The organism is Aeromicrobium sp. CF4.19, from assembly GCF_051262555.1.
Lineage (GTDB): Bacteria > Actinomycetota > Actinomycetes > Propionibacteriales > Nocardioidaceae > Aeromicrobium.
In genome coordinates, this window is sequence record NZ_JBIMEU010000006.1 from 218,211 (window position 1) to 241,245 (window position 23,035).

Annotated in this window: 20 protein-coding genes and 1 pseudogene; 16 read left to right on the forward strand and 5 right to left on the reverse strand. The window is 67.0% G+C overall.

Annotation, left to right across the window (positions count from 1 at the left end):
• Window positions 1-72: 72 nt before the first annotated feature.
• Window positions 73-1,281, reverse strand: a complete 1,209-nt coding sequence (gene purT / locus ACHAAC_RS14085; RefSeq protein WP_435716913.1) for a formate-dependent phosphoribosylglycinamide formyltransferase — start codon at window positions 1,279-1,281, stop codon at window positions 73-75.
• 4 nt (window positions 1,282-1,285) lie between these two features.
• On the reverse strand, window positions 1,286-1,960 hold the full coding sequence (locus ACHAAC_RS14090; RefSeq protein WP_435716914.1) for a MerR family transcriptional regulator: 675 nt from the start codon (window positions 1,958-1,960) through the stop codon (window positions 1,286-1,288).
• Between the two features lie 86 nt (window positions 1,961-2,046).
• Between ACHAAC_RS14090 and ACHAAC_RS14095 the strand changes: the two genes are divergently transcribed.
• Complete coding sequence (locus tag ACHAAC_RS14095; protein ID WP_435716915.1) at window positions 2,047-2,526, forward strand: DUF4188 domain-containing protein; 480 nt, start codon at window positions 2,047-2,049, stop codon at window positions 2,524-2,526.
• A gap of 7 nt (window positions 2,527-2,533) precedes the next feature.
• Here the strand turns inward: ACHAAC_RS14095 and ACHAAC_RS14100 are convergent, their stop codons facing one another.
• Window positions 2,534-2,860, reverse strand: coding sequence for a hypothetical protein (locus ACHAAC_RS14100; protein ID WP_435716916.1), 327 nt, complete (start codon window positions 2,858-2,860; stop codon window positions 2,534-2,536).
• A gap of 26 nt (window positions 2,861-2,886) precedes the next feature.
• The gene (locus ACHAAC_RS14105) at window positions 2,887-3,930 is read right to left on the reverse strand and encodes a GNAT family N-acetyltransferase (RefSeq protein ID WP_435716917.1); all 1,044 of its coding nucleotides are present in this window, start codon (window positions 3,928-3,930) and stop codon (window positions 2,887-2,889) included.
• Between the two features lie 474 nt (window positions 3,931-4,404).
• Between ACHAAC_RS14105 and ACHAAC_RS14110 the strand changes: the two genes are divergently transcribed.
• Both ACHAAC_RS14110 and ACHAAC_RS14115 read left to right on the forward strand, forming a co-directional pair.
• A complete protein-coding gene (locus ACHAAC_RS14110; RefSeq protein WP_435716918.1) occupies window positions 4,405-5,916 on the forward strand; it encodes a toll/interleukin-1 receptor domain-containing protein in 1,512 nt (503 codons plus the stop codon).
• Between the two features lie 116 nt (window positions 5,917-6,032).
• Window positions 6,033-6,380, forward strand: a pseudogene (locus tag ACHAAC_RS14115) (transposase); the annotation flags it as partial.
• 162 nt (window positions 6,381-6,542) lie between these two features.
• On the opposite strand, the gene ACHAAC_RS14120 reads toward ACHAAC_RS14115, so the two are convergent.
• Entirely contained in the window at window positions 6,543-7,655 is a 1,113-nt protein-coding gene (locus tag ACHAAC_RS14120; protein WP_435716919.1) for a glycerol dehydrogenase, read from the reverse strand.
• A 108-nt stretch (window positions 7,656-7,763) separates the two neighbouring features.
• Between ACHAAC_RS14120 and ACHAAC_RS14125 the strand changes: the two genes are divergently transcribed.
• From ACHAAC_RS14125 to ACHAAC_RS14185, 13 genes are all read left to right on the forward strand, one after another.
• Window positions 7,764-8,606 (forward strand): transketolase, encoded by an 843-nt coding sequence (locus ACHAAC_RS14125; protein ID WP_435716920.1) that lies wholly within the window; start codon window positions 7,764-7,766, stop codon window positions 8,604-8,606.
• An 8-nt stretch (window positions 8,607-8,614) separates the two neighbouring features.
• The gene (locus tag ACHAAC_RS14130; protein WP_435716921.1) at window positions 8,615-9,679 is read left to right on the forward strand and encodes a transketolase family protein; all 1,065 of its coding nucleotides are present in this window, start codon (window positions 8,615-8,617) and stop codon (window positions 9,677-9,679) included.
• A 65-nt stretch (window positions 9,680-9,744) separates the two neighbouring features.
• Window positions 9,745-10,548 carry an IclR family transcriptional regulator gene (locus tag ACHAAC_RS14135; RefSeq protein ID WP_435716922.1) on the forward strand — a complete coding sequence of 268 codons (804 nt, stop codon included), beginning with the start codon at window positions 9,745-9,747 and terminating at the stop codon, window positions 10,546-10,548.
• Between the two features lie 463 nt (window positions 10,549-11,011).
• Window positions 11,012-11,959 (forward strand): sugar ABC transporter substrate-binding protein, encoded by a 948-nt coding sequence (locus tag ACHAAC_RS14140; RefSeq protein WP_435716923.1) that lies wholly within the window; start codon window positions 11,012-11,014, stop codon window positions 11,957-11,959.
• A gap of 22 nt (window positions 11,960-11,981) precedes the next feature.
• Window positions 11,982-13,544, forward strand: a complete 1,563-nt coding sequence (locus ACHAAC_RS14145) for a sugar ABC transporter ATP-binding protein (RefSeq protein ID WP_435716924.1) — start codon at window positions 11,982-11,984, stop codon at window positions 13,542-13,544.
• Window positions 13,541-14,581 carry an ABC transporter permease gene (locus ACHAAC_RS14150; protein WP_435716925.1) on the forward strand — a complete coding sequence of 347 codons (1,041 nt, stop codon included), beginning with the start codon at window positions 13,541-13,543 and terminating at the stop codon, window positions 14,579-14,581. The genes ACHAAC_RS14145 and ACHAAC_RS14150 overlap by 4 nt, the downstream gene beginning before the upstream one ends.
• 8 nt (window positions 14,582-14,589) lie before the next feature.
• Entirely contained in the window at window positions 14,590-16,098 is a 1,509-nt protein-coding gene (locus ACHAAC_RS14155) for an FGGY-family carbohydrate kinase (protein ID WP_435716926.1), read from the forward strand.
• Between the two features lie 21 nt (window positions 16,099-16,119).
• On the forward strand, window positions 16,120-17,040 hold the full coding sequence (locus ACHAAC_RS14160; protein WP_435716927.1) for a phosphotriesterase family protein: 921 nt from the start codon (window positions 16,120-16,122) through the stop codon (window positions 17,038-17,040).
• On the forward strand, window positions 17,037-17,720 hold the full coding sequence (locus ACHAAC_RS14165) for an HAD family hydrolase (protein ID WP_435716928.1): 684 nt from the start codon (window positions 17,037-17,039) through the stop codon (window positions 17,718-17,720). The genes ACHAAC_RS14160 and ACHAAC_RS14165 overlap by 4 nt, the downstream gene beginning before the upstream one ends.
• Window positions 17,721-18,212: 492 nt before the next feature.
• On the forward strand, window positions 18,213-19,451 hold the full coding sequence (locus tag ACHAAC_RS14170) for a CoA transferase (RefSeq protein ID WP_435716929.1): 1,239 nt from the start codon (window positions 18,213-18,215) through the stop codon (window positions 19,449-19,451).
• 19 nt (window positions 19,452-19,470) lie between these two features.
• Window positions 19,471-20,901 (forward strand): aldehyde dehydrogenase family protein, encoded by a 1,431-nt coding sequence (locus tag ACHAAC_RS14175; RefSeq protein WP_435716930.1) that lies wholly within the window; start codon window positions 19,471-19,473, stop codon window positions 20,899-20,901.
• Window positions 20,898-22,055, forward strand: coding sequence for a CaiB/BaiF CoA transferase family protein (locus ACHAAC_RS14180; RefSeq protein ID WP_435716931.1), 1,158 nt, complete (start codon window positions 20,898-20,900; stop codon window positions 22,053-22,055). The genes ACHAAC_RS14175 and ACHAAC_RS14180 overlap by 4 nt, the downstream gene beginning before the upstream one ends.
• Window positions 22,052-23,035, forward strand: a 984-nt coding sequence (locus ACHAAC_RS14185; RefSeq protein WP_435716932.1) for an acyl-CoA dehydrogenase family protein, incomplete at its 3' end; no start/stop codon positions are given. The genes ACHAAC_RS14180 and ACHAAC_RS14185, both read left to right, overlap by 4 nt.

Sequence of the window (23,035 nt, forward strand, 5' to 3'; positions counted from 1 at the left end):
GGTGGTTGAATCCGACGCTACTGAGCCTGTGGTCGGGCGCAACCGCAGGACGATGAACGACGGGTGACCGGCTCAGTCCACGACGTGCAGGTGCTCGGCGGCTCGTCGAGCCCGGTCGCGGGCGGCCTCGACGTCGTCGCCGAGGGCCAGGGTGACGGCCATCCGGCGGCGTCCGGACACCGCCGGCTTCCCGAACAGCCGGAGGCTCGTGTCGGGGTCGACGAGGGCCGCTTCGACGCCGGTGAACCGAGGTGCGTCGATCTCGCCCTCGAGCAGCACGGCGCACGACGCCGCCGCGCCGCGGGTGCGGACGTTGGGGATCGGCAGCCCCAGCACTGCGCGCGCGTGCAGGGCGAACTCCGAAAGGTCCTGGGAGACGAGCGTGACGAGGCCGGTGTCGTGCGGGCGGGGGGAGAGCTCGGAGAAGATGACCTCCTCGCCGTGGACGAACAGCTCGACGCCGAACAGGCCACGTCCGGACTCCCCGCACAGATCGCCGACCACGGCGGCGGCCACCTCCTGGGCGCGCTCCAGCACGCCGTCGGGCAGCGCCTGTGGCTGCCAGGACTCGCGGTAGTCGCCGTCCACCTGCACGTGGCCGATGGGCGGGCAGAAGGAGACGACGTCGGGCCCGCCGTCGGTCGCGGCGTGCTTGATCGTCAGGAGCGTGATCTCGACGTCGAAGGGCACGAAGCCCTCGACGATCACCCGACCGGCCCCGGCGCGACCGCCCTCCTGCGCGTAGGCCCACGACGGCTCGATGTCGCCGGGGCCGCGGACGACGGACTGGCCCTTGCCGGAGGAGGACATGACGGGCTTGACCACGCACGGCGTCCCGATCTCCTCGATGGCGGCGGAGACCTCCTCGAACGTCCCAGCGAAGCGGTAGGGCGACGTCGGAAGGCCCAGGTCCTCGGCGGCCAGCCGGCGGATGCCCTCGCGATCCATCGTCAGGCGCGCGGCCCGGGCGGTGGGCACGACGGTGACCCCCTCGGCCTCCAGCTCCTGCAGGGTCGGGGTGTGGATCGCCTCGATCTCCGGCACCACCCAGTGCGGCTGCTCGAGCTCGACGACGCGGCGGACCTCGGCCGGGTCGAGCATGTCGATGACGTGGCTGCGGTGCGCGACCTGCATCGCGGGGGCGTTCGGGTAGCGGTCGACGGCGATCGTCTCGACGCCGAGGCGCTGCAGCTCGATGACGAGCTCCTTGCCGAGCTCGCCGGAGCCGAGCACGAGGACACGGGTCGCCCCGTCGGTCGAGGGGGTTCCGAAGATCGTCACGGCGTCACCCTGGGGGAGGTGAGGGGCTCCGGCTCGAGGTCGGCGGCGGGCTGGGGTCGGGGCGCGCCGCGGCGCTCACCGCCTCGAGCGCGAGCCGTCGGACCTCCGCGTGTGCGCGCTCCAGCACGACGGTGCCGACGAGCATCGTCTCCACGGCGGCAACGCGATCGGGCGCGGCGAGAGCGAAGTCGACCTCCAGGCGTGCCACCTGCTCGGCGAAGTCGGCGTGCTGGTCGAGGTCAGCCGCCCCCATCGCGATGCCGAACCGCTGCAGGGTCGTCAGAGCCTCGGCCAGGCGTCGTCGCGCCGGGGCGCCCGGCGCGACCGTCCAGCTCCGAGACTCGAGCCACGTGTCCACGTCGACCTCGGCGACCGCGACGTCGTCAGGTGGAGGGGACGACGGCAGCTCGGCGAGCCCGGTCATCACCGCGCCGAAGGCTTCGTGCAGGGGTGCGGAGTCGTCGTCGACCACGCCGAGCGTCGCGCGCACCTGGGCGATCTGCAGCCCGCCGATGTCGATGAGGGCACGGACCAGGCGCAGACGCCGCAGGTGTTCGTCGTCATAGCTGGACTGGTTGGTCGCCGTGGGTGTCCCGGTCGGGAGCAGTCCCTCGCGCAGGTAGTACTTGATCGTCGGGATCGAGACTCCGCTGCGCTTGGCGAGCTCGGAGACCTTCACGCGGCCGCCGTTGACATCATGGATGGATAGTAGCAGTATCCATTATGGATCAACGCACTATCCATGAACGGCGACGGAGGTCCACGATGGCGACACAGGTTCAGCCCGGCAGGTACACGGCCCGCATCGACGGCGAGTTCGTGGTCTTCCTGATCGGGATGCGGTTCAACAAGATCTGGAAGGTCCATCAGTGGCTCCCGGTCTTCGTGGCCATGCCGCGCATGCTCATCGAGCTCACGAGGGATCCCGAGCGTGGCCTTCTCGCCAGCCAGCTGCTGATCGGGTGGCGCTCGATCACGCTCGTGCAGTACTGGCGCAGCGTCGATCAGCTCGAACGGTTCGCCAAGAACCCCGATGACCCGCACCTGCCGGCCTGGCGACGCTTCAACCGACGAACCGGCGGCAACGGCGACGTCGGCATCTACCACGAGACCTATCTCGTCGGCCCCGGGCGGCACGAGTCGCTCTACGGGAACATGCCGGTGACGGGTCTCGCCGCGGCGGGTCGGTCCGAGCCGATCGGCCGGAACAGCGAGACGGCCCGGGCACGGTTCGGCTCCGGGTGAATTCCGCTCAGGCGTCGTCCAGGCGGTCCAGGTCGCGCAGGGCCTGCTCGGCCTGGGCGAGCCGGTCGGACTCATCGACCTCCCACCAGTACGGTCCGCGCTCGCCGAGGCCGAGCTTCGCGAGCCCGACCCGCGTCCGCGCGCCAGCCAGCCGCTCCTCGTCGCCGGCCTTGCGCGCCGGCCCGACGGCAGAGCGACCGCGGCCGAGGTGGGAGGTGAGCCGTTCCACGACCTCCGACGGCAGGGACGGGTCCGTGCGCCGCCACCGGCGACCCTTGATGACCATCCATCGCTCGTCGTCGGTGGTCTCGTCCCCGCTGCGACCGCTCGTCATTCCCGTGTCCTTCCCGACGGACCTGGTCAGTCGACGACGAGGTCCTTGAACCAGGAGTCGGTGACGTAGTCGGTCTCCCAACCCAGGGACCGGTACAGCTGGTCGGCGCTGGTGGGGGAGTCGTCGTCGACCTCCAGGCCGATGCGGTTGCGGCCGCGCTCTGCGGCGTCGGCCATGACGGCCGCCAGCAGCGACTTGGCCACGCCCCGGCCGCGGGCGTGCCGGTTGACCCCGATGTACTCGATGTAGGAGCCCTCCGGGCCGCCGTCCTTGCCGGGCAGGACCGAGCAGACGACGGCGCCGGCGGGAACCCACTCATCCTGCTCGTCGGTGACGTAGGCCAGCCACCACCCGTCCCACCGGTGGCCGGTCTCCTCGCGCATGCGCTGCACGAACTCGGGGAAGGACTCCCGGTAGTTGTTGAAGTGGTCCTCGAAGGAGGACTCGAGCATCTGGTGCACGACCTGCAGCTCCGCAGCGACGGGCTGTCCGTTCTCGTGCTTGTCCACCGTCCGCACGAACACACCCGCGCGGGGCTCGAGCTCGGCGTCCTCGGGGTGCACGGGGCGCTCCATGTGCAGCCAGGTGCGGCGCTTGGAGTACCCCGTCCGTCGCAGCCAGCCGACCTGGCGCTCGTCGCCGCCGAACGGGCTCTCGTCGAGCCGGGTCTCAGTGACGGCACGCAGGCGTGCCATGACGACGGCGGCCTGCTCGGCCCAGGCGTAGAGGACGTCGGCGATCTCGTCGACCTCCTCGACGTCCCGGTCGAAGTAGCCCCAGACGAGGGCACGGCCGGCCGCCCGGTCGTGCACCGTGATCCAGGCGCGGGGGACGTCGTCGGGGCCGACGGCGATCAGCTGGCGTCTCGTCCAGGAGGCCTGCCCGGCCACCTCGTTCTCGATGCCCTCGGGATCGACGTGGGCCTCACCGGTGCCCTGCAGCTCATCGAGGTGGCGCAGCTGCACCAGGGCCTCGACGTCACCGTAGGTGGGCACGCGCGCGACCCACGGTGCCGGGAGCTCCGGGATGCTCGGGTCGGCCTGGGGAGTGACGGGATCGGTCGGGTTCATCGACCCCAACCTTTCCATCCCAGGGCTCAGGCGGGTCCGGCAGTAGGTCGGCACCCCACGACATGACCGCCCACACCAGCGTCGTCGACGCCGCTGCGGTGGGCTCCTTGCGGGCCGACCATCGACCCAGAGCGAGACGAACAACTCCAGGAACGAGAACACCCGAACCCGCCGCTGCAGGTTCAGGTGTCTCCGATCTCTTGAGAGATCACACGGTGGGGTGTTTGCGAAACCCCCTGGCCTGCAGCGACGCTGGCGCCCCGTCGACCCCAGTCCATGTAACCTACCGATCTCAGTCCATGCGTAAGGAAAACCTTGGAACGGCAGTGCGTAAGACCACTGCGCCGTGGTGAGGCGCCAGAGTGACGGTGTGCGCCGACGGTGGAAGGTCAGTCGGCGAGCAGGCGTAAGAACGCGCCGACCCGCGACCTTCGCTGTCGCACCCGTGTCAGTGGTCAGATTTAGGCTGAACTCGTGGCCCCCGCGAGCGAAAAGCATGTGTTCATCTCCTACGTGCACGAGAACAACGACCAAGTCGACCAGCTGTGCGCCGTCCTTGAAGCTGCGCAGATCCCATACTGGCGCGATCGGAAGGACCTCGCCCCCGGTGACGACTGGCGAGCCGAGATCAGGCGCGCGATTCGCAACGGATCCCTAGTCTTCCTTGCCTGCTTCTCCGGGGAGTCGCGCACCAAGGGGAAGTCCCACATGAACGAAGAGCTGACCTTGGCCGTCGACGAGTTCCGCCAGCTCCCGCCCGGCCACAAGTGGCTCATTCCCGTCCGGTTCGACAACGGCGACCTGCCCGAGTGGGACCTCGGCGCCGGCCGTGGCCTCGACCACCTCAACTACGTCGACCTGTTCGGGTCCGGCCTCGCCGCCGAGGCCGCCTCGCTCGTCACCACCATCACTCGGCTCATGGGGGAGCGGACGCTCAGCCCGACCGCCACCATGGCCGCCGTCGCCGAGGCCACCGAGGCTGCCCGGTCCGACATGCTCCGTTCCTTGACCAAGGAGATGCTGCCCGACTCAAGCCGACGCATCGCCCTCGATGACCTCATCACACAGGAGTCCAACCGCGTCGTCGCGACCCTGCGCGATGACGCGTTCGGCACCGGGAACATCTCGGGAACCAACAACGAGCAGGCCGGCATCGTCGCCAAGCACGCCCACAACACATGGCTCCTGGCCGAACCCTTCTGTGCGTCCCTGCGCGTTGCGGCTCGTTGGGCTGAGCCCCCTGCTCTCACACCGTGGGTGACCGGCATCCGCCGCATGGTCGAGGCGTCGACCGCCGTTATGGGCGGATACGACGTGTTCACCGACCAGCGCCGCCTTCCAGGAAGCTTCGCCGTCATGACAGCCGCCATCGCCACTGTCTCTGACCGACGCTGGGACAACCTGCGCGCGCTGGTGGTCGACCCCACCGTCGTTCACTCACGCTATGGCGGAAGTCCGATGGGGCTGCTCGACCTCACCGACCCGTACCAGGCGTTTAGGCAGGGCAGTGCAGTCGCGGCAATGCTCTCCTACGCCGCAGACGACGGTCGAACCATCGACGACGTGCTCGTCGAGCTCGGTGACAACAAGCACATGCGGGCCGGATACGCGGCCGAGTTCAACTGGATGTTTAAAGTTTTGAAGCCGCAGTTCGTGGACCAGCATGCCGATGACCAGGCTTGGGAGGCCGAGTTCGAACGCGCCGAGGTGTTCGTGGGCATCCTCGCTGATGACGCCTACCTGACTAGTCCGGTGGCTGAGGGTGGCCGCCGCCACCGCAGCAGTCATTGGTTCGGCCGCGCCGCCCGCGACGGGCTCCGGATGGAAAACGGTCCTGTCACAGCGTGGGCGTACGAGCTCGAGCGCGACGGTTCAGAGTGGGGTCCGCTCAAGGCGGGTCTGTTCGGCGGGAACTTAGAGCGTGCGAAGGCAGCAGTCGAGTCCTACGCAACGACCTTCAATGAGGTTGCGTCGCGGCGTTGGTAGGGCGCTCAGATGCAACGACGCTACCCAAGCTTCGGCGGCGGCGTTGTTGCAAACAGGCGGACCCTTAGACGTTCTCTCTGGCCAGGATCATCACGGCGCCTCTCGCCTATCGGGGACTGGCCATCCGCAACCGCCGACCCGAGCCGGGCGGGATCGTCCACGCCGACCACGGCGTCCAGTTCACGTCCTGGGCCTTCGGCGACGCGATCCGCAAAGCAAGACTCATGCCGTCATTCGGCAGCGTCGGTGACGGTCTCGACAACGCGATGATGGAATCGTTCTGGTCATCGATGCAGATCGAACTCCTCAACCGCAGGAAGTGGAAGACCCGCCTCGAGCTGTCGAACGCGATCTTCGACTACATCGAGATCTTCTACAACCGACAACGCCGCCATTCCTCGTTGGACTACCGCACGCCCATCGAGCACGAACTACTCTCCGAGAAGAACCCCATCCCCGCTTGAGACTTCACAGCAAATCTGGAAACGACCATGGGGCAGGTCAGAGTGTCAACCAAACCCTGGCAGTCCTCGTCGTCGTCCTCCGACGAGCGCAGAAGCGATGGTGTGTTGCTGTACTTGTCGTTGGCCAACGATCGACACTCCGGCGCTTTGGAGCGGTGAGCTCTATTCGCGGCGCTCGACGCGATCGACGGCCTCCCGCAGCGTCTTCGGGGAGACGGGGTGGAGTGACTTGTGCGTGTGGGGCGCGTTCATGGTCCGATCGACCAGCTCTGATATGTCATCCGCGGTCGGCTCCGTGCCCGAGTAGTGGCCGAGACGAATCGGCAGGTTCACCGATGTGAGGAAGCGTCGTAGATCCTCGAGTTCATCGTCGTCAACACGCTCATGGGCGCGCTGTACAAGTAGCCCGTATGCGACATGCTCGCCGTGCATGCCTTCCGCGCTGGGCGGGATGGCCTGGAGCCCTCTCGTCATGGAATGCGCGATCGACAGGCCGCCGTTCTCGAAGGCCAACCCGGACATCAACACGGTGGCTTCGACCGTGGCCTCGATTGCATCGGTGGTGTTGGTGCCGCGCGTGACGTCTCTGACCGCCTCGGCGCCGTGTTCACGGAGAGTGTCGTAGCAAGCGTTCGCGATCGCGAGGCCGGTGATGAGCGGCGTTGTGCCGTGAGAGTTGAGACCACCCACCGTGGCACATGCGGCCGCCTCGAACTTCTTCGAGATGGCGTCTCCGATCCCAGCAGACAGAAGACGAGCCGGTGCGCTGGCGACCAGAGCTGTGTCGACCAAGACGAGTGACGGATTGTGGCCGGTCTGAAGGACCTCTACCAGTTGGTGATCCTCCCCGTAAAGGGCCACGGCCATGGCGGCGGGACTGTCGTTCGATGCGATCGTGGGAACCGTCACCAAGGGCGCGTCGCACATGTGTGCGGCGGCACGTGCGCGATCAATGGTCTTGCCTCCTCCTATCCCGACCACTACGGAACGCGGGGAAATGTGGGAACGAATCGCGTCAGCCAGGATGTTCACCGATTGGTGGGTCACTTCGTCGGTGGAGTCCAGCACCAGAGGTGCGACGCCATGAGACATGAGTGATGTCGTGATGCGTGCTTCGAGACGGGGGCGGAGCTCGGAATCGATGACGATCGCCGCGTCGGTGACACCTCCGATCAAGGCTCGACTCACATGCTCCCCGATCGCGTCGAGGACGCCCGAGCCCTGTACGTAGCGGTGCGGAAAGCCCGCAATTCTGGCGGAGGTGGAGGTGGTCACGGTCAGCTCCTTCACATCAGGGTAGGTTTGTGCCATCATACTGACATATGTCCATTGAATGGCACAGAGTTGAAAGAGGGTGGCCAAGTGCCTGTCACACCAGGTCGCGTGTTGAAGGTCGATGAAGAGACCATCGCGAAGGTCAGGGATCGCGCGCACTTCGTGAGGACTGAGACGGTACGCCTGATCTCCATCGCGAAGACGGGTCACTACTCGTCGACCTTCTCGTGCGCTGAGATCCTGGCTGCGCTCTACCACGACACGCTCCGACTCCATCCGACCGACCCGCGAGACCCTGATCGCGATCGATTCCTGATGGGCAAGGGCCACGCTGCGGTGGGGCAGTACCCGCTTTTGGCCGAACGTGGATACCTCGACAGCGAAGTGCTGAACAACTACACGCGCCTCGGGAACCCGCTCGGAGACCACCCCGACATGACCAAAGTGCCCGGCATCGACTTCAGCAGCGGGTCGCTCGGACACAATCTGTCGGTGGGTCTTGGCATCGCCTTGGGCGGCCGATACACAAACCGGGACTTCCTCACCTGGGTGCTACTCGGAGATGGGGAGCAGATGGAAGGCCAGGTCTGGGAGGCAGCCGCGGTGGCAAGCCACTACGACGTGTCCAATCTGGTCGCGGTCATTGACCGCAACGGGTACTGCCTCGACGGGAAGGTCGAGGACGTCATTTCGATCGAGCCGCTGCGTGACCGGTGGGAGTCGTTCGGCTGGGACGTGTGGGAGATCGACGGTCATGACGTTGAGCAGGTTGTCGGCACCTTCCGCACGATTCGCGACGACTGCGAACGATCCAAGCCGGCCGTCGTCATCGCGAAGACGATGAAGGGCAAGGGAGTGGGATTCATGGAGCGTGACTTCGGTTGGCATCTGGGCTGGCTGTCGGAAGAGGACGAGGCCGCGGTCTACGCGGAGTTGGAGAAGAACCGATGAGCAACCGGATGACCGACGACACCTCGTTGTCCCCGGAGTTGCGGGAGCGGATGACGGCCCGTCGCGGGGATGGCACCCCCATGACCGGCGGTTCGTGGCACATTCCGAGCATGCTCACCCAGTCGAGTGGTCTGCTCGAGCTCGGGCGTGATCTCGGGCAGATGATCGAGGACGGTCGACCGCTTGTCGTCACGACGCCCGACCTCGCCTTCTCAAACGGCCTGTGGGGTTTCCGGGACAAGTATCCGGAGCGCTTCCTGCAGATGGGCATTAGCGAGCAGAACATGGTTTCGGTCGCAGCTGGTCTCGCGACCACCGGCGTCGAGCCCTATGTGGCGGGCTTTTCCTGCTTCACGGCTCTCCTCTGCATCGAACAGATCCGCACCGACATCGCCTACACCCAGTTGCCGGTGAAAATCATCGGGCATCACGCCGGCATCTCCTTCGGCTTCTACGGCACCTCGCACCACGCGACGGAGGACGTCGGCATCCTGCGCACGATCGCCAACCTCACCGTCGTGACGCCCGCGGACTCGGTGCAGATGCGCCAAGCTCTTCTCGCCTACGCCGACCACCCACTGCCGGTCTACTTCCGTATGGGCCGCGGCCGCGAGCCGATCGTCTACGAGGAGGACTCAGATTTTACCCCCGACCGTGCGATCGTCCACTCAACCGGTGCGGACCTCGCGATCATCACCGGCGGGACGTCGCTGCACCCGACGTTGCAAGCGGCGGAAAGGCTGCGAGCGGACGGCGTCGACGTCGGTGTCGTGGACATGCACACAGTGAAGCCGATCGACATCGACGCGGTGCTCACTGCCGCCGAGCAGTCCGCGATGCTCATGACGGTCGAGGAGCACAACGTCATCGGTGGCCTCGGGGGCGCCGTCGCCGAGGTGCTTGCCGAGGCCGGCAGCGGGGTGCGGCTTCATCGGCATGGCATCCGTGACGAGTATGTGGTGATCGGCCCGCCGACGCATCTATACGAGCACTACCGACTCGATGGCCCCGGTGTGGAGGCCGAAGCACGTGACTTGCTGGGCGGACGCATCTCACCGCACGGCCGCCGCTAGTCCAACGGAGTGGGAAACGTGTCCACTGATTGACATTTAGAGTCTCACTGGGTGATCATTCTGCCATGGTCACTGACAAGGTCACCCACAGCTCTGGAGACGGCGTGAGCGTTCTCGGCAAGGTCTCGGCCTTGCTCGAGGCACTTGCGTCCACCGAACGGGCGTCAGTGGCCGAACTTGCCGAAGTGCTTGGCGAGCCGCGGAGCAGCGTGCACCGGATGGTGCGGCAGATGGCCGAGCTTGGGTGGGTCGAGTCCGACGGGCCGCGCGGGCAATGGGGCATCGGTCTTCAGCTGTTCCGTCTCGGGTCAAGCGCCGTCCAGAAGATGGACGTTCGGAAGGCGGCTTTGCCGCACATGCATCAGATCCAGGAGAGCACCGGACTGACCTCGCTCCTTGTCGTCCGCCGCGATCTCGAAGCGGTGTGCATCGAGAGAGTGGAGGGGAAGAGCGTTCAAAGTCTCGTGCTCATGCTCGGAGGCGCAATACCACTACATGCCGGCGCAGGCCCGATGTCCATCTTGGCCTGGAGCAGTAACGAGGTGCGACGCGCGTGGGCCGCGCACGTCGACGAGGTGGGATTCGACGCCCGAGCCACACCGTTGAGGGTTGTGCCGACGCGTAGGCAGGTGGAGTCCGACCTGGATGAGACCAGATCGCGTGGCTACGCGGTCTCGGATCGCAACGTCTCCGCTGGCATAGGCGCGATCGGAGCCCCTGTCTTCGACTTCCGCGGCGACGTGGTGGCCGCGGTCTCAGCCAGTGGCGTTGCCGAGACGGTCCTCGACTCCGAGCTCGCGGTTGCTGAACAGGTGCGGGAGGCCGCTCGTAGGACGTCATTCGACCTCGGGGGTCAGACGACCATCTGAGTCCCGTGCGGTGACCCCGTACGTCACCCGCGCCCACGAGATCGGGCGCCCGGCAAGCGTCATCACATGGCGGCCGCCGCTTGCCGGCACGCTGCGAGAGCTCCCGTCTCGATCGCCCGCTTGACGACCCACCGCGACCGTGTGGCTCCCACCGTGGGATGTGCAGAATCCTTGATCGTCAGCGCCACCGCCCGACGCTCCGGGCCCTCACACCTCGCCGACGGATTCCAGGCTGGGCCGTGTCGAGTGTCGAAAGGTCGTGACCCGTCACGCGCCAAGGCTGTGACTCCGGACCGGAACGTATCCGTTCCTCTCCGGCGTGGCGCAGGTCACGGAAACTGATTGACAACTAAGTCTCAGTCTGCTGTCATATGTCCATTGAGTGGTGCGACTGACGTCACAGTCCAAGCCAGCACCCTGACCAGAGAGGGCGTCATTCATGCGTTCAAGGCAGAAGGCGGGGATGGTCGTAGCGGCCGTCATGCTGGCTACCGGGCTCTCGGCCTGTGGTAGCTCGTCGGGGGGCTCGGGGGACCAGTACACGGTGGGCCTTGTGGCCTTCGACGCGGCGCAGGTCACCGCGCTGGAGGACCGAGAGGGCGCCAAGGCTGCTATGGAAGAGCGTGGTTGGGAGGTGATCGAGCTCAACGCAAATGGCGACCCGGCGGCCGCCATCGGCGCCATGCAGAATCTCGTCCAGCGCAAGGTGGACGTGATCAGTGTCCAGGTCTTCACGCCAGACCAGCTCACCACGGGAATCGCCACGGCCAAGTCCGCCGGAATCCCTGTATTCAGCTCGGTGTCCGGGGATGTGGGCGGCGATCTTGCGGGCGCGGTCGAGCTGGTGGGTTCTGAGGCTGTCAACGAGCCGTTCGTCGCCGAGCTGGAGAAGCTCGGCAAGGTTGAGCTGCTGCAGCTCAACTACACCCCGGGTGCACCGTGCCGGGCGCGTCAGGAGGACCTCAAGAAGCGACTCGCCGACCTGCCGGACGTGACCGTCTCGGAGCAAGAGGTCAGGGTCCCAGGACCTCAGCAGTCGGCTCAGCAGGCGACCGCGGGCTGGCTGCAGAGCCGCCAGGACTCCGACGACACGACGCTCGTGATCTGGCCCTGTTTCGGGGAGGGCGCCCTGGGTGCCATTGCCGCGGAGAAGCAGCTCGGGCGCGGGCCCTACATGCTCTACACCTGGGACCTGTCTGATGCGACCACCGGAGCACTTCGCGACGGGGACATCACGGCGATCCTCTGGATTAAGGCCGAGGAGGGCGGTCAGATGCTCGTCGACATGATCAGCGAGTATCGCGAGTCGCCGGAGAGCTGGGAGCCGAAGACCATCTCGGCCCCGACGGTTCTCCTGACCGAGGACAACATCTCCGAGTACGACGACTACGTCGCGCCGTCGGGAGATTGACAGCGTGAGGGGAAGACCTGCGATGACCGAGACGGGGAATTCGTCGACACCTCAGCCGTCGAACGACGTGGCGTTCAGCTGCCGCGACTTGTCGATGTCGTACGGGGCGACGCTCGCACTCGACTCCGTCGACCTCGACATCCGTCGCGGGACCGTGCACGCGCTGCTCGGTGCGAACGGCGCCGGCAAGTCGACGCTGATCAAGATCGTCGCAGGCCTCCAACCTCCCACGCGCGGAGAGGTGACTCTCGAAGGTCGTCGGTATGCGCCATCGTCGGCCGGCGAGGCGCTTCAGGCGGGGGTCCGCGTCGCCCACCAGGAGCTCGCGGTCGTGCCCGGCCTGACGGTCGCGCAGAACCTGGGCCTCGGCAAGCGCTTCAGGCCCGAGTTCGACGAGTCGCTCTATCGCGAGCTTTTCGCCGAGTGGGGTATCGACGTCGACATGCGCGCTCGGCTGCACAGTCTTTCTCCTGCGATGCAGGCGACCGTCTCTCTCGCTCGTTCCCTCGTGTCCGGCGCGAACTTGATCCTCCTCGACGAGCCGACTGCCTCGCTGGGGCCCCACGAGGTGGACGGCCTCTTCCGCATCGTCCGCCGCCGCGCCTCAGAAGGCGCCGCTATCGTGTTCGTGAGCCACCGGCTCGGAGAAGTGAGCCGGATCTGTGACCGTGCTTCGGTCCTGCGCAATGGTGCGCTCGTGTCCGAGGGTGAGGTCGCGGGCTGGAGCGAGAACCAACTGGCCGAGTTGATCGCGCCCACCATCGAGCAGCCGCAGCAACGCCGGCTGGTACCTGAGGTCGCTGCGGCTCTCGCGCCGGGGGAGGCGAAGCAGGTCCCCGTTCTCCACATCAAGGACGTCGCACTCCACTCACGCGTCCGTCGAGCGAGCCTGCAGGTTGCGCGCGGGGAGATCCTCGGGGTCGCCGGGCTGGTCGGGGCAGGCCGCACCGAGCTGCTCGAGGCGTTGATGGGTCTTCGCCCACTGGAGAGCGGCTCGATCGAGCTCCTGGGCGAGAGCTTCAAGCCACGGTCGGCGCGCGACGCGATCTCGCGCGGGGTGGCACTTGTACCAGAGGAGCGCGGCACGCAGGCGCTGTTCCCACAACGAAGCATCGTCTTCAACTGCTCGAGCTCGAGATTCCGTGAGCTGGGACGCGGTCCGAAGGGCTGGCTGTCATCACCGCCTCGATACCTGTTGTCGACCCGCGAGCTGATGGATGCGCTCGCGTTGAAGGCGGCCTCGCTGAAGGACCCGATCACGACGCTCAGCGGCGGCAACCAGCAGAAGGTGGTGCTCGGCCGCGTCCTGACACCGGGGCTGAAGTTGCTGCTCCTGGACGAGCCCACGCGCGGGGTCGATGTGGGCGCACGAAGAGATTTCCAGACGCTCATCCGGACGGTCGCCGCTCAAGGGGTCGCCGTCGTCTACGTCAGCTCCGAGCTGGCCGAGCTGGACTTCTGCGACCGCATCCAGGTGATGGTCGAAGGACGAACGACCGAAGAGGCGCCGTCCGGCGCCGAATTCGACGAGGATGCACTGACCCGGTTGTGCTTCGCGACCGATACGACTGGAGCTGTCGCATGACCGAGCTGACCAAGAACTCCGACCAGGTGACGAACGCGGCGTTGGCGCCGCGCCCCAATCGCAGCGGCTCCGCGCGACTGATCGAGATCCTAGGCACCTACGGCACACTCATCCTCCTAGGGCTGATGATCGTGGTGTTCAGCGTGCTGTTGGGGGGCGACTTCCTGTCGCTCGGCAACGTCGAGAACATCTTGGTCCAGTCCACGGTGGGCGTCGTGATCGGCCTCGGCCTCACGGTCGTCCTCATGGTGGGCGAGTTCGACCTGAGCATCGGCTACGTGTCGAGCCTGTGCTGCATCATCACGGCCTCCTACTACGCCGGCTCCATTCCCAACCGTCTGCTGGTGGTGCTCCTCATCTTGGCCGCGGGTGTCGCCATCGGCCTGGTGAGCGGGCTGATCGTGACGAAGCTCGGTGTGAACGCTCTGGTCGCGACGATCGGTGTCGGCAGCGTGGTGTTCGGAATCAACTACATGCTCACGAACGGCAGCCCGCAGACACTCGACCCGTCGGGAGTGGGTCTGCTCCAGATCTTCCTGGGCTCGATCCTCGGCGTGCCGTGGGCGATCGTGCTGCTAACGGTCGTCGTCGCTGCGATGTGGTGGCTGCTCAACAAGACCACCTTCGGGCTGGAGGTGCAGGCGGTCGGTGGCAATCGCACCGCGGCAGAGCTCAGTGGCATTCGTGTGCATCGCGTGTTGATCGCGGCCTTCTGCCTGGGTGGAGTGTTGTCGGCTCTCGGCGGACTGCTCATAACGGCCAACGTCGGCAGCGGTCAGATCACCGGAGGCGAGGGCTATCTGCTGTCCTCCTTCGCCGCAGCCTTCTTGGGGTCGGCCGCATTGCGCAACGGCGAGTTCCACGTCATCGGCACGCTGATCGGCGTGGTGACCGTGACCGTCGGCACCAACGGCATGGCGATCTACGGGGTGAGCCCGGCGGTCAACTACATCTTCCAGGGAGTGCTGCTCATCGCCGCGGTGGCGATGAGCACCGCCGCACGAGGCCTCGTCACCGGACGCCGGGTGGGTCACTGAGCATGGTCATGGCAGATCATCGCCTTCTCCTCGGCATCGACAAGGGAACCTCCGTCGTCAAGTCCGTGGTCTTCGACGTCGAGGGACGACAGGTCGTACGTTCGGCCCGGCGGATCGAGGCGCTCCACGCCTCGCCGGGAAATCACGAGGAGGACCCCAACACGACGTGGGGCCTCACGCTCGAGACGATTCGCGAGTGCATGGACGCGCTGGGCGAGCGGACGAAGGACGTCGCAGGCGTCGGGCTCGTAGGCCACTCCGCGGGGGCATGGTTCGTCGGGGAGGACGGACGGCCTACTCGAGCCTCGATCGCGTGGACCGATGCCAGAGCCCGCGACGTGGTGTCCGAGCTCGAGCAAGGCAGCCGCTACGAGGAGTATCTCGACATCGCCTGCACCAGCCCACTCGAGGGCATGACCGCCATGCTCCTGAACGCGGTCGCTCGGGAAGAGCCGGACCTTCTTCGCCGCACGAAGCACGTGCTGAACGCAAAGGACTACATTCGCTTGCAGCTGACCGGCTCGGTGAGCACCGAGCCATCGGATGCGTCGTGGTGGCCGTTCGACCCGCGGACCGGCACCCTGTCGACTCGTCTGCTCGAAATCCTGGGTGCTGAGGCTTGGGGTGACCGACTGCCGCCCATCCGGCGCAGCGACGCCATTCATGGGCGCGTCTCGGCCGCTGCGGCTGATGCGACCGGCATACCGACGGGAACCCCAGTGGCAGGCGGATTGTCGGACGTGCCGGCTGCACTCGTGGGATCGGGCATCAGCGCCCCGGGCGGTTGGGTCTCCGTGCTCGGCACGAGCTGGCTGAGTGTCGGCGTCGTGGACGACCCCGCCGACGGGGTGAGAGGGGTCGGATGGCCCTTGCGCATGCCGAACGACCGCTACGCCTACGCCTTGGCCAATACCTCTGGAGCGAGCACGTTCGACTGGTGGCTCGACCAGCTGGGATCGGCTTTCGAGGACGTCGACGGCAGCATCGACTTCGCCAAGCTCGAGTCGGCAGTGCGGGACGTGCCCGAGGCGCAGACCCGCCTGGTGTTCCTTCCATACCTCTCGGCGGTCGGCATCCAAGCGCCGTTCAAGGACCAGACACTTCGCGGCACGCTGCTCGGCCTCGAACACGACACCTCGCGCGCCGAGGTGTTCCGAGCGGTGTACGAAGGCATGGCCTACTCGATGAAGGACTGCTACGACGTGGTAGGCGAGCGGCCGCTCGCCATCAGGCTCTCCGGTGGTGGCGCATCCAGCACGATCTGGCCCGCCGTGCTGAGCAACCTCACGGGAGCTGTGGTCGAGACGCCGGAGTCGGACGAGCCCGCGGCGCTCGGTGCCGTGATCATGGCCGCCGTCGCGCTCGGAGTCAGGGACGACATGGAGAGCGCGCAGCGCGGAATGGTCCGAATCCGCGAGCGAATCGAACCTGACCCTCACCTGCACCGTCTGCATCTCGACCAGTTCGAACGTTTCAAGCGTGCACAGCACCTCGCCCGCGACTTCTTCGCGCACTGAGCCCCCACTCGAAAGGAAATCGTGTCCCCACCGTTCATTCGCACCGTCCTCGGAGACATCGAGCCATCTCGGCTCGGCAGGACACTGGTGCACGAGCATCTCTACTGCTCGCCACCGCCGTTCGCGACCCGGGAAGCGCAGGACCTCGACTTCGGCCACGCCGAGGGTGCGGCACTGGAGCTGTCACGTCTTGCCGATGCTGGGGGTGGAGCCGTCTGTGAACTGACGACCCCGGACTACGGGCGTGACGTCAGCATCGCGGTCCAAGCGTCACGTGCGTCGGGGGTCCACGTCGTGCAGGCGACCGGACTCCAGAAGGGCCTCTACTACCCGGCAGGGACGTCGCGACGCTCCGAGGAAGACCTCGCCTCCCAGTTCGTGCACGACCTCCGGGTCGGTGTCGACGGAACCGAGGCTCGCGCCGGCCTGATCAAGGTCGGGACGTGCTCGACCGACGAGGTGTGGGACGTGGAGCGCACAGTGTTCGCGGCGGCCGCGATCGCCGCGGGCGAGACCGGCGCGCCGATCATGACGCACACCCAGGCCGGCACGCTCGGAGACCACCAGCTTGACATGTTCGACGCGGCAGGTCATCCGCTCGAGCAAGTCTGCATCGGCCACCTGGATCGGCACCTCGACTTCGGCTACCTCAACGGTCTGGCTGCCCGGGGTGCGTGGCTCGGCTTCGACCAGTGGACCAAGGCGAAGTACGCGGCCGACGAGGAGCGAGCGGCGATGATCCTGTCGCTCATCGACGCGGGCCACACCCGCCTAATGGTCTCTGGGGACCTGGGGCGGGCGCGTTATCAGCATGCGTACGGCGGCGGGCCGGGCCTGGATGGCTGTCTGAACGCCTTGGCCACCGTGCTGCCCGACGACGTGTTCACGATGGTCGCCATTGACAATCCGGCAGAGTTCCTCGTGTTCGGTGGTCGACGATGAGTGATTCCGTCCCCGCGGCCCTGTTTGATCTGGATGGCACGCTGGTCGACTCCCGACCCGCCATCCTCGGAGCCATGCGAGCGGCGGCTGGCGAGTTCGACGGCGCCGCCGAACGGCTCGCGGAGTACTCCGAAGGCGTCCTGCTGGCAGAACGCCTGCGCGTGACGGCCGCGGCCATCGCCGGACACGAGCGGGCCGCGGAGTACGCGGCGCGGTACGACGAGCACTACGCGGAGCTCTCGCCGCAGTTGACGACCGTGTATCCCGACGTCGTCGACGTTCTCGCCGAGCTTCGGGCGGACGGTGTTCGGCTGGGGATCGTGACGAACAAGGGGCAGAGTCGGACGCCGGGCGACCTGGCCCCGCTCGATGGCGCTCGGGGTGGTCTCGACCTTTTCGACGTGGTTGTCACTGCGGACGACACGGTGGAGCGGAAGCCTTCCCCGGAGCCAATTCTCCACGGTCTTCGCAAGGTCGGGTGGCGTTCCGAGTCGGCGGTCTACGTCGGTGACGGCCCGCACGACGCGAGGGCCGCGCTCGATGCGGGAACATCGTTCATCGGTGCGGGATGGGGCTACTACGGTCGAGATTCACTTCGCACGGAGGGCCGGGAGTTTGCCGTGCTCGATCGACCTGCCGAGCTTGCGCCGACCCTCCGGAGGATCTTCGCGGCTGGTTGATCCGACTGGTCGAGGTTCGACCGCGTGGTTCCTTGCTCGAACCGACCTGCCAGTGGAGCCCCGATCCCGTCGACGAGGTAGCTCCGTCCCAGCGAGAGCAGCCCGGTGACGCATGCGCCCAGAGGCGCCACGAGTAACGACTTCGCGGCGCCGATGGCTCAAGGTGCGCCACACGGCCCTGAACGCCGCGGCCATTCCACTCGAGCGCCAAGGGGCGCGTGGCCCCAGCTGCGCGCATGCGGTACGTGAAGCTCGGAGACCTGATGGGCGACGAAACCACGTGCAAGCCCGTCGGCGTGGGAACGCATCGCCGCGGCATTGTCCGATCCCACGGTCGGCACCTGTGATGACTGTCGGCCGAGCGGGCTCCGGATGTTGGACAACGCCTTCGGCTTCGAACATAATGAAATCTCAGTGACTTGACAGTCGCCCATTCCATGGGACAACAATGGGGTGCCGGGGTTACCTACTCCGGGGACGAGGAGGCTGGGGATGTGCACCTCGACGCGGGCGCGAGGAGCATCGCTGAGCGCCGAACCACTCAGCGGACTTCGCGTCTTTGAGGTGTCCACGTTCGTCGCGGCGCCGCTCGGTGGCATGACCCTTGCTCAGATGGGTGCCGACGTCATCCGCGTCGATCCGATCGGGGGAGCGGCCGACCGTCAGCGCTGGCCGCTGGCCGAGTCCGGCACCAGCATGTACTGGGCGGGCCTCAACAAGGGCAAGCGCTCGGTGACTGCCGACTTCCGCTCCGAGCAGGGCCGCGCGATCGTCCGCGACTTGGTTGCGGCCTGCGAGACGGGCACCGCCGTTGTCCTGACCAACGCGGTCGGGCGTGACTGGCTCTCCTACGAGGCGCTGTCCGAGGTGTGCCCCGACCTGATCCACGTGCAGGTCCAGGGCCGCAGCGACGGGGCGCCCGCGGTCGACTACACGGTCAACGCCGAAGTCGGCTTCCCGATGGTAACCGGCCCCGCCGGTCACGCCGACCCGATCAACCATGTGCTGCCGGCCTGGGACATCGCGTGCGGTCTGTACGCGGCGCTCGGCGTTGTGACGGCCGATCGGCGTCGGGTCCACACCGGTGAGGGCGAACGGGTCACCGTCGCGCTGCAAGATGTCGCGCTCGCGATGGCCGGCAATCTCGGCTTCCTCGCCGAGGCCCAGGTCAATCAGGTCGACCGCACGCGCATCGGCAACTATCTCTACGGCGGATTCGCGCGCGACTTTTCCTGCTCCGACGGTGGTCGCCTAATGGTCGTCGCGCTGACCGCCCGTCACTGGGACGACCTGCTCGAGGTCACTGACATGCGGGCGCCCGTGGAGGCCCTTGAGTCGTCGCTCGTTGTCTCGTTCCGGCGTGAGGACGACCGCTTCGAGTATCGCGAGGTGCTCGCCGGTCTGTTCCAGCGCTGGTTCGCCGGCCGCACGACCGCCGAGGCCACCGAGGCGCTCTCTCCCACCTCGCTGGTGTGGTCGCAGTACCGCACGTTCGGCGAGGCGATCCATGACCTGCAGGACCGGCCGAACCCGCTGATGTCGGTCATCGACCAACCCGGCGTCGGCCGCCACCTGGCGCCCAGCTCACCGCTGCGCCTCACGTCGGTCGAGCATGACGCCGTTCCCGCGCCCCGCATCGGCGCAGACACCGACTCCGTTCTGGCCGACGTGCTCGGCCTCGACCGCGCCACCCGTACGCAGCTCCACGACGACCGCGTCGTGGGCCACTGAGCATGACCCGAGGAGAACCATGAACGTCAGCCCCTGCGTGATCGGCGCAGAGCAGATCCTCACCGAGGACACGCTCGACGTCGTGAACCCGTCCACCGGCGAGCTGCTGGGCCGCACGGCCCGCGGCACCCAGGTCGAGGTCGACGCCGCCGTCGCCGCAGCCCGCGCCGCGTCGGAGGACTGGCGCCACACGCCGGTCGCGCAGCGCGCCGAGATCTTGCGACGCATCGGCGGCCTGGTGACGCGCGAACGTGAGCGCCTCGCGCTGCTGGAGAGCCGGGACACCGGCAAGCCGCTGACGCAGGCGCGCGCCGACGTCGATGTTGCCGCCCGCTACTTCACCTACTACGCCAGCACGGTCGAGGCATTCTTCGGCAACAGTTTGCCCCCGGACGGCGAGTACATCTCATACACGAGGCACGAGGCGTTCGGCGTGACCGGTCACATCATCCCCTGGAACTACCCGCTCCAAATCGGGTGCCGCACGATCGCGCCGGCCATCGCAGTCGGCAACTGCTCGGTCGTGAAGCCTGCCGAGGACGCGCCGCTGTCGGTCGTCGAGGTCGCGCTGCTCGCGCTCGAGGCTGGCCTGCCCGCCGGTGTCCTCAACGTCGTGCCGGGCCTTGGTGCCGAGGCAGGGGCCGCACTGTCGGCCCACACCGGTATCGACCACCTCTCCTTCACCGGGTCGGTCCCGGTCGGATCCATGGTCGCCAAGGCGGCCTCCGACAACGTTATTCCGGTCGCGCTCGAGCTCGGCGGGAAGTCGCCGAACATCGTCTTCGCCGATGCGGATCTCGACGTGGCCGTCCCGGTGATCCTCAAGTCGTTCCTGCAGAACGCGGGCCAGACCTGCTCGGCGGGCTCGCGCCTGGTCGTGCACGACGCGGTCCACGGCGAGCTGCTGAACCGCCTCGAGAAAGCGGTCGGCGACGTCCGAATCGGCGCCGGCCCCGCCGACCCTGACCTCGGCCCGCTGATCTCGCAGAAGCAGCTCGACCGCGTCACCCGCATGGTCGAGCGCGCCGCCGCGTCGGCCGACCCGCGCATCGGCGGTCCGAAACGCGTCGCGACCCCGGTCGGCGGGTTCTACTTCCCGCCGACCGTCTTTGACGGCGTCGCGCCCGACCACGAGATCGCGCAGGATGAGGTCTTCGGCCCCGTTGTCGCGGTCACCACGTTCGACTCGACGCAGCAGGCGATCGACATCGCCAACGGCACTGAGTACGGCCTCATCTCGGCAGTCTGGACGAAGGACTTCGCGACCGCGATGACGCTGACTGAAGAGATTCGCTCGGGCCAGGTGTACGTCAACACCTACGGCGCCGGTGGTGGCGTGGAGTACACGTTCGGTGGCTTCAAGAAGTCCGGGTATGGCCGTGAGAAGGGCTTCGACGCCCTCGGCGAGTTCTGTCAGACCAAGTCGGTCGTGCTCAAGGTCGCTCAATGACCCTCGGCCTGCTCGGCGGCGTGCGCGTCGTCGACTTCACGCAGGCATTGTCAGGCCCGTACGCGACCTTGATGCTGGCCGACCTCGGCGCCGATGTCATCAAGATCGAGAGCCCGCACCGCGGCGATGACGCCCGCCACTGGGGCCCGCCGATGATCGGCGGCGACGCGGCGTACTTCATGTCGGTCAACCGCAACAAGCGGTCGATGGCGCTCGACCTGAAGGACCGCGACGATCACGCGACGGTTCTCGAAGTGATCGCCTCGGCCGACGTCGTGATTGAGAACTGGCGACCCGGCACGGCCGATCGGCTCGGCCTCGGTGCCGAGACGCTGCGTGCCCTGAACCCGCGCCTGATCTTCTGCTCCATCAGCGGCTTCGGACGGGACATGGGCAGCCGGTCCGGCTACGACCAGATCCTGCAGGGCACGGCAGGCGTCATGCCCATGACCGGGCTCGAGGGACAGCCGACCAAGTGGGGCGTGCCAATCGGCGACATCGCGTCGGGCATGTTCGCCGCGGCTGCCGTGTCGGGCGCCCTGCTCGAGCGCGCACGCACCGGAGTCGGCCGCACCGTCGACATCGCGATGCAGGACAGCCTGGTCTCGATGCTCACGCACCACGCCGCGCGATACCTGAGCACTGGCGTCGTCGAGCCGTCGGTCAACAATGGACACAAGAGCATCTGCCCGTACGGCATGTTCGAAACCGGTGACGGCTACCTCAACATGTGTGTCGGCAACGACTCGCAGTTCCAGCGCATGTGCGAGGCGCTCCAACGGCCGGACCTGGCCACGGACGAGCGCTTCACCACCAACCCGCTCCGACTCGCGCACAAGACCGAGCTCCTCGCCGAGCTCGATGTGACGTTCAGGGCCACGACGGCCGAAACCGTGATCAAGGTGCTGGATAAGGTCGGCGTGCCGGCTGGCGCCGTGCTCGACATCGGACAGGTGCTAGACGACCCGTCGACCGCGGCCCGCGACATGGTCATGGCGTTCGACCGCGACGACGTACAGGGCGCTCGCGTGGTCAATACCCCCTGGAAGTTCGACGGGGCCGCGCCGTCGGTTCGCATGGCTCCGCCCCACCTGGGCGAGCACAACGATGAGGTGCTGGCGGAGATCCGCGGCACCGGGAAAGGCACGCAATGAGCCGCTTGGCGAGCACCGAGGGCCTCAACGATGTCCAGACCGAGATCATCAAGACGGTCCGGCAGTTCGTGGAGGAGAAGATCATCCCGGTGGCCCAGGAGCTCGAGCACGCCGATGAGTACCCCACCGAGATCATCGAGGGTCTCAAGGAGCTGGGTGTCTTCGGTCTGACGATCCCCGAGGAGTTCGGTGGGCTGGGGGAGTCGCTGCTCACGTACGCGCTGGTGGTGGAGGAGATCGCGCGTGGCTGGATGAGCGTCTCCGGTGTCATCAACACGCACTTCATCGTGGCCTACCTGCTCATGCAGCACGGCACCGACGAGCAGAAGCAGAAGTACTTGCCGGCGATGGCCACGGGCGAGGTGCGTGGCGCGTTCTCGATGTCCGAGCCCGGGCTCGGCTCCGACGTCGCGGCCATCACCACCAAGGCGACCAAGGTCGACGACCCAGACTCCGATGGCACCGCGTACTCCATCACCGGGCAGAAGATGTGGCTGACCAACGGTGGTACGTCCACGCTCGTCGCGGTGCTGTGCAAGTCCGAGGAGGGCGCCGACTCCGCGTCCAAGAACATGACCACGTTCCTGGTGGAGAAGGAGCCCGGCTTCGGCGAGACGGCGCAGGGCATCACGGTGCCCGGCAAGCTGGAGAAGATGGGCTACAAGGGCGTGGAGACGACCGAGCTCATCCTGGAGGACCACCAGATCGCGGCGGACCAGATCCTCGGTGGTGAGCCCGGCAAGGGCTTCGCGCAGATGATGGACGGGGTCGAGGTCGGCCGCGTCAACGTCGCCGCCCGCGCCTGCGGCCTCGCGATTCGTGGCTTCGAGCTGGCCATCGCCTACGCCCAGCAGCGCAAGACCTTCGGGAAGCAGATCGCCGACCACCAGGCCGTCCTGTTCCGCCTGGCCGAGATGGCCACCAAGGTCGAGGCGTCGCACACGATGATGGTGCGTGCAGCCAGGCTCAAGGACACCGGG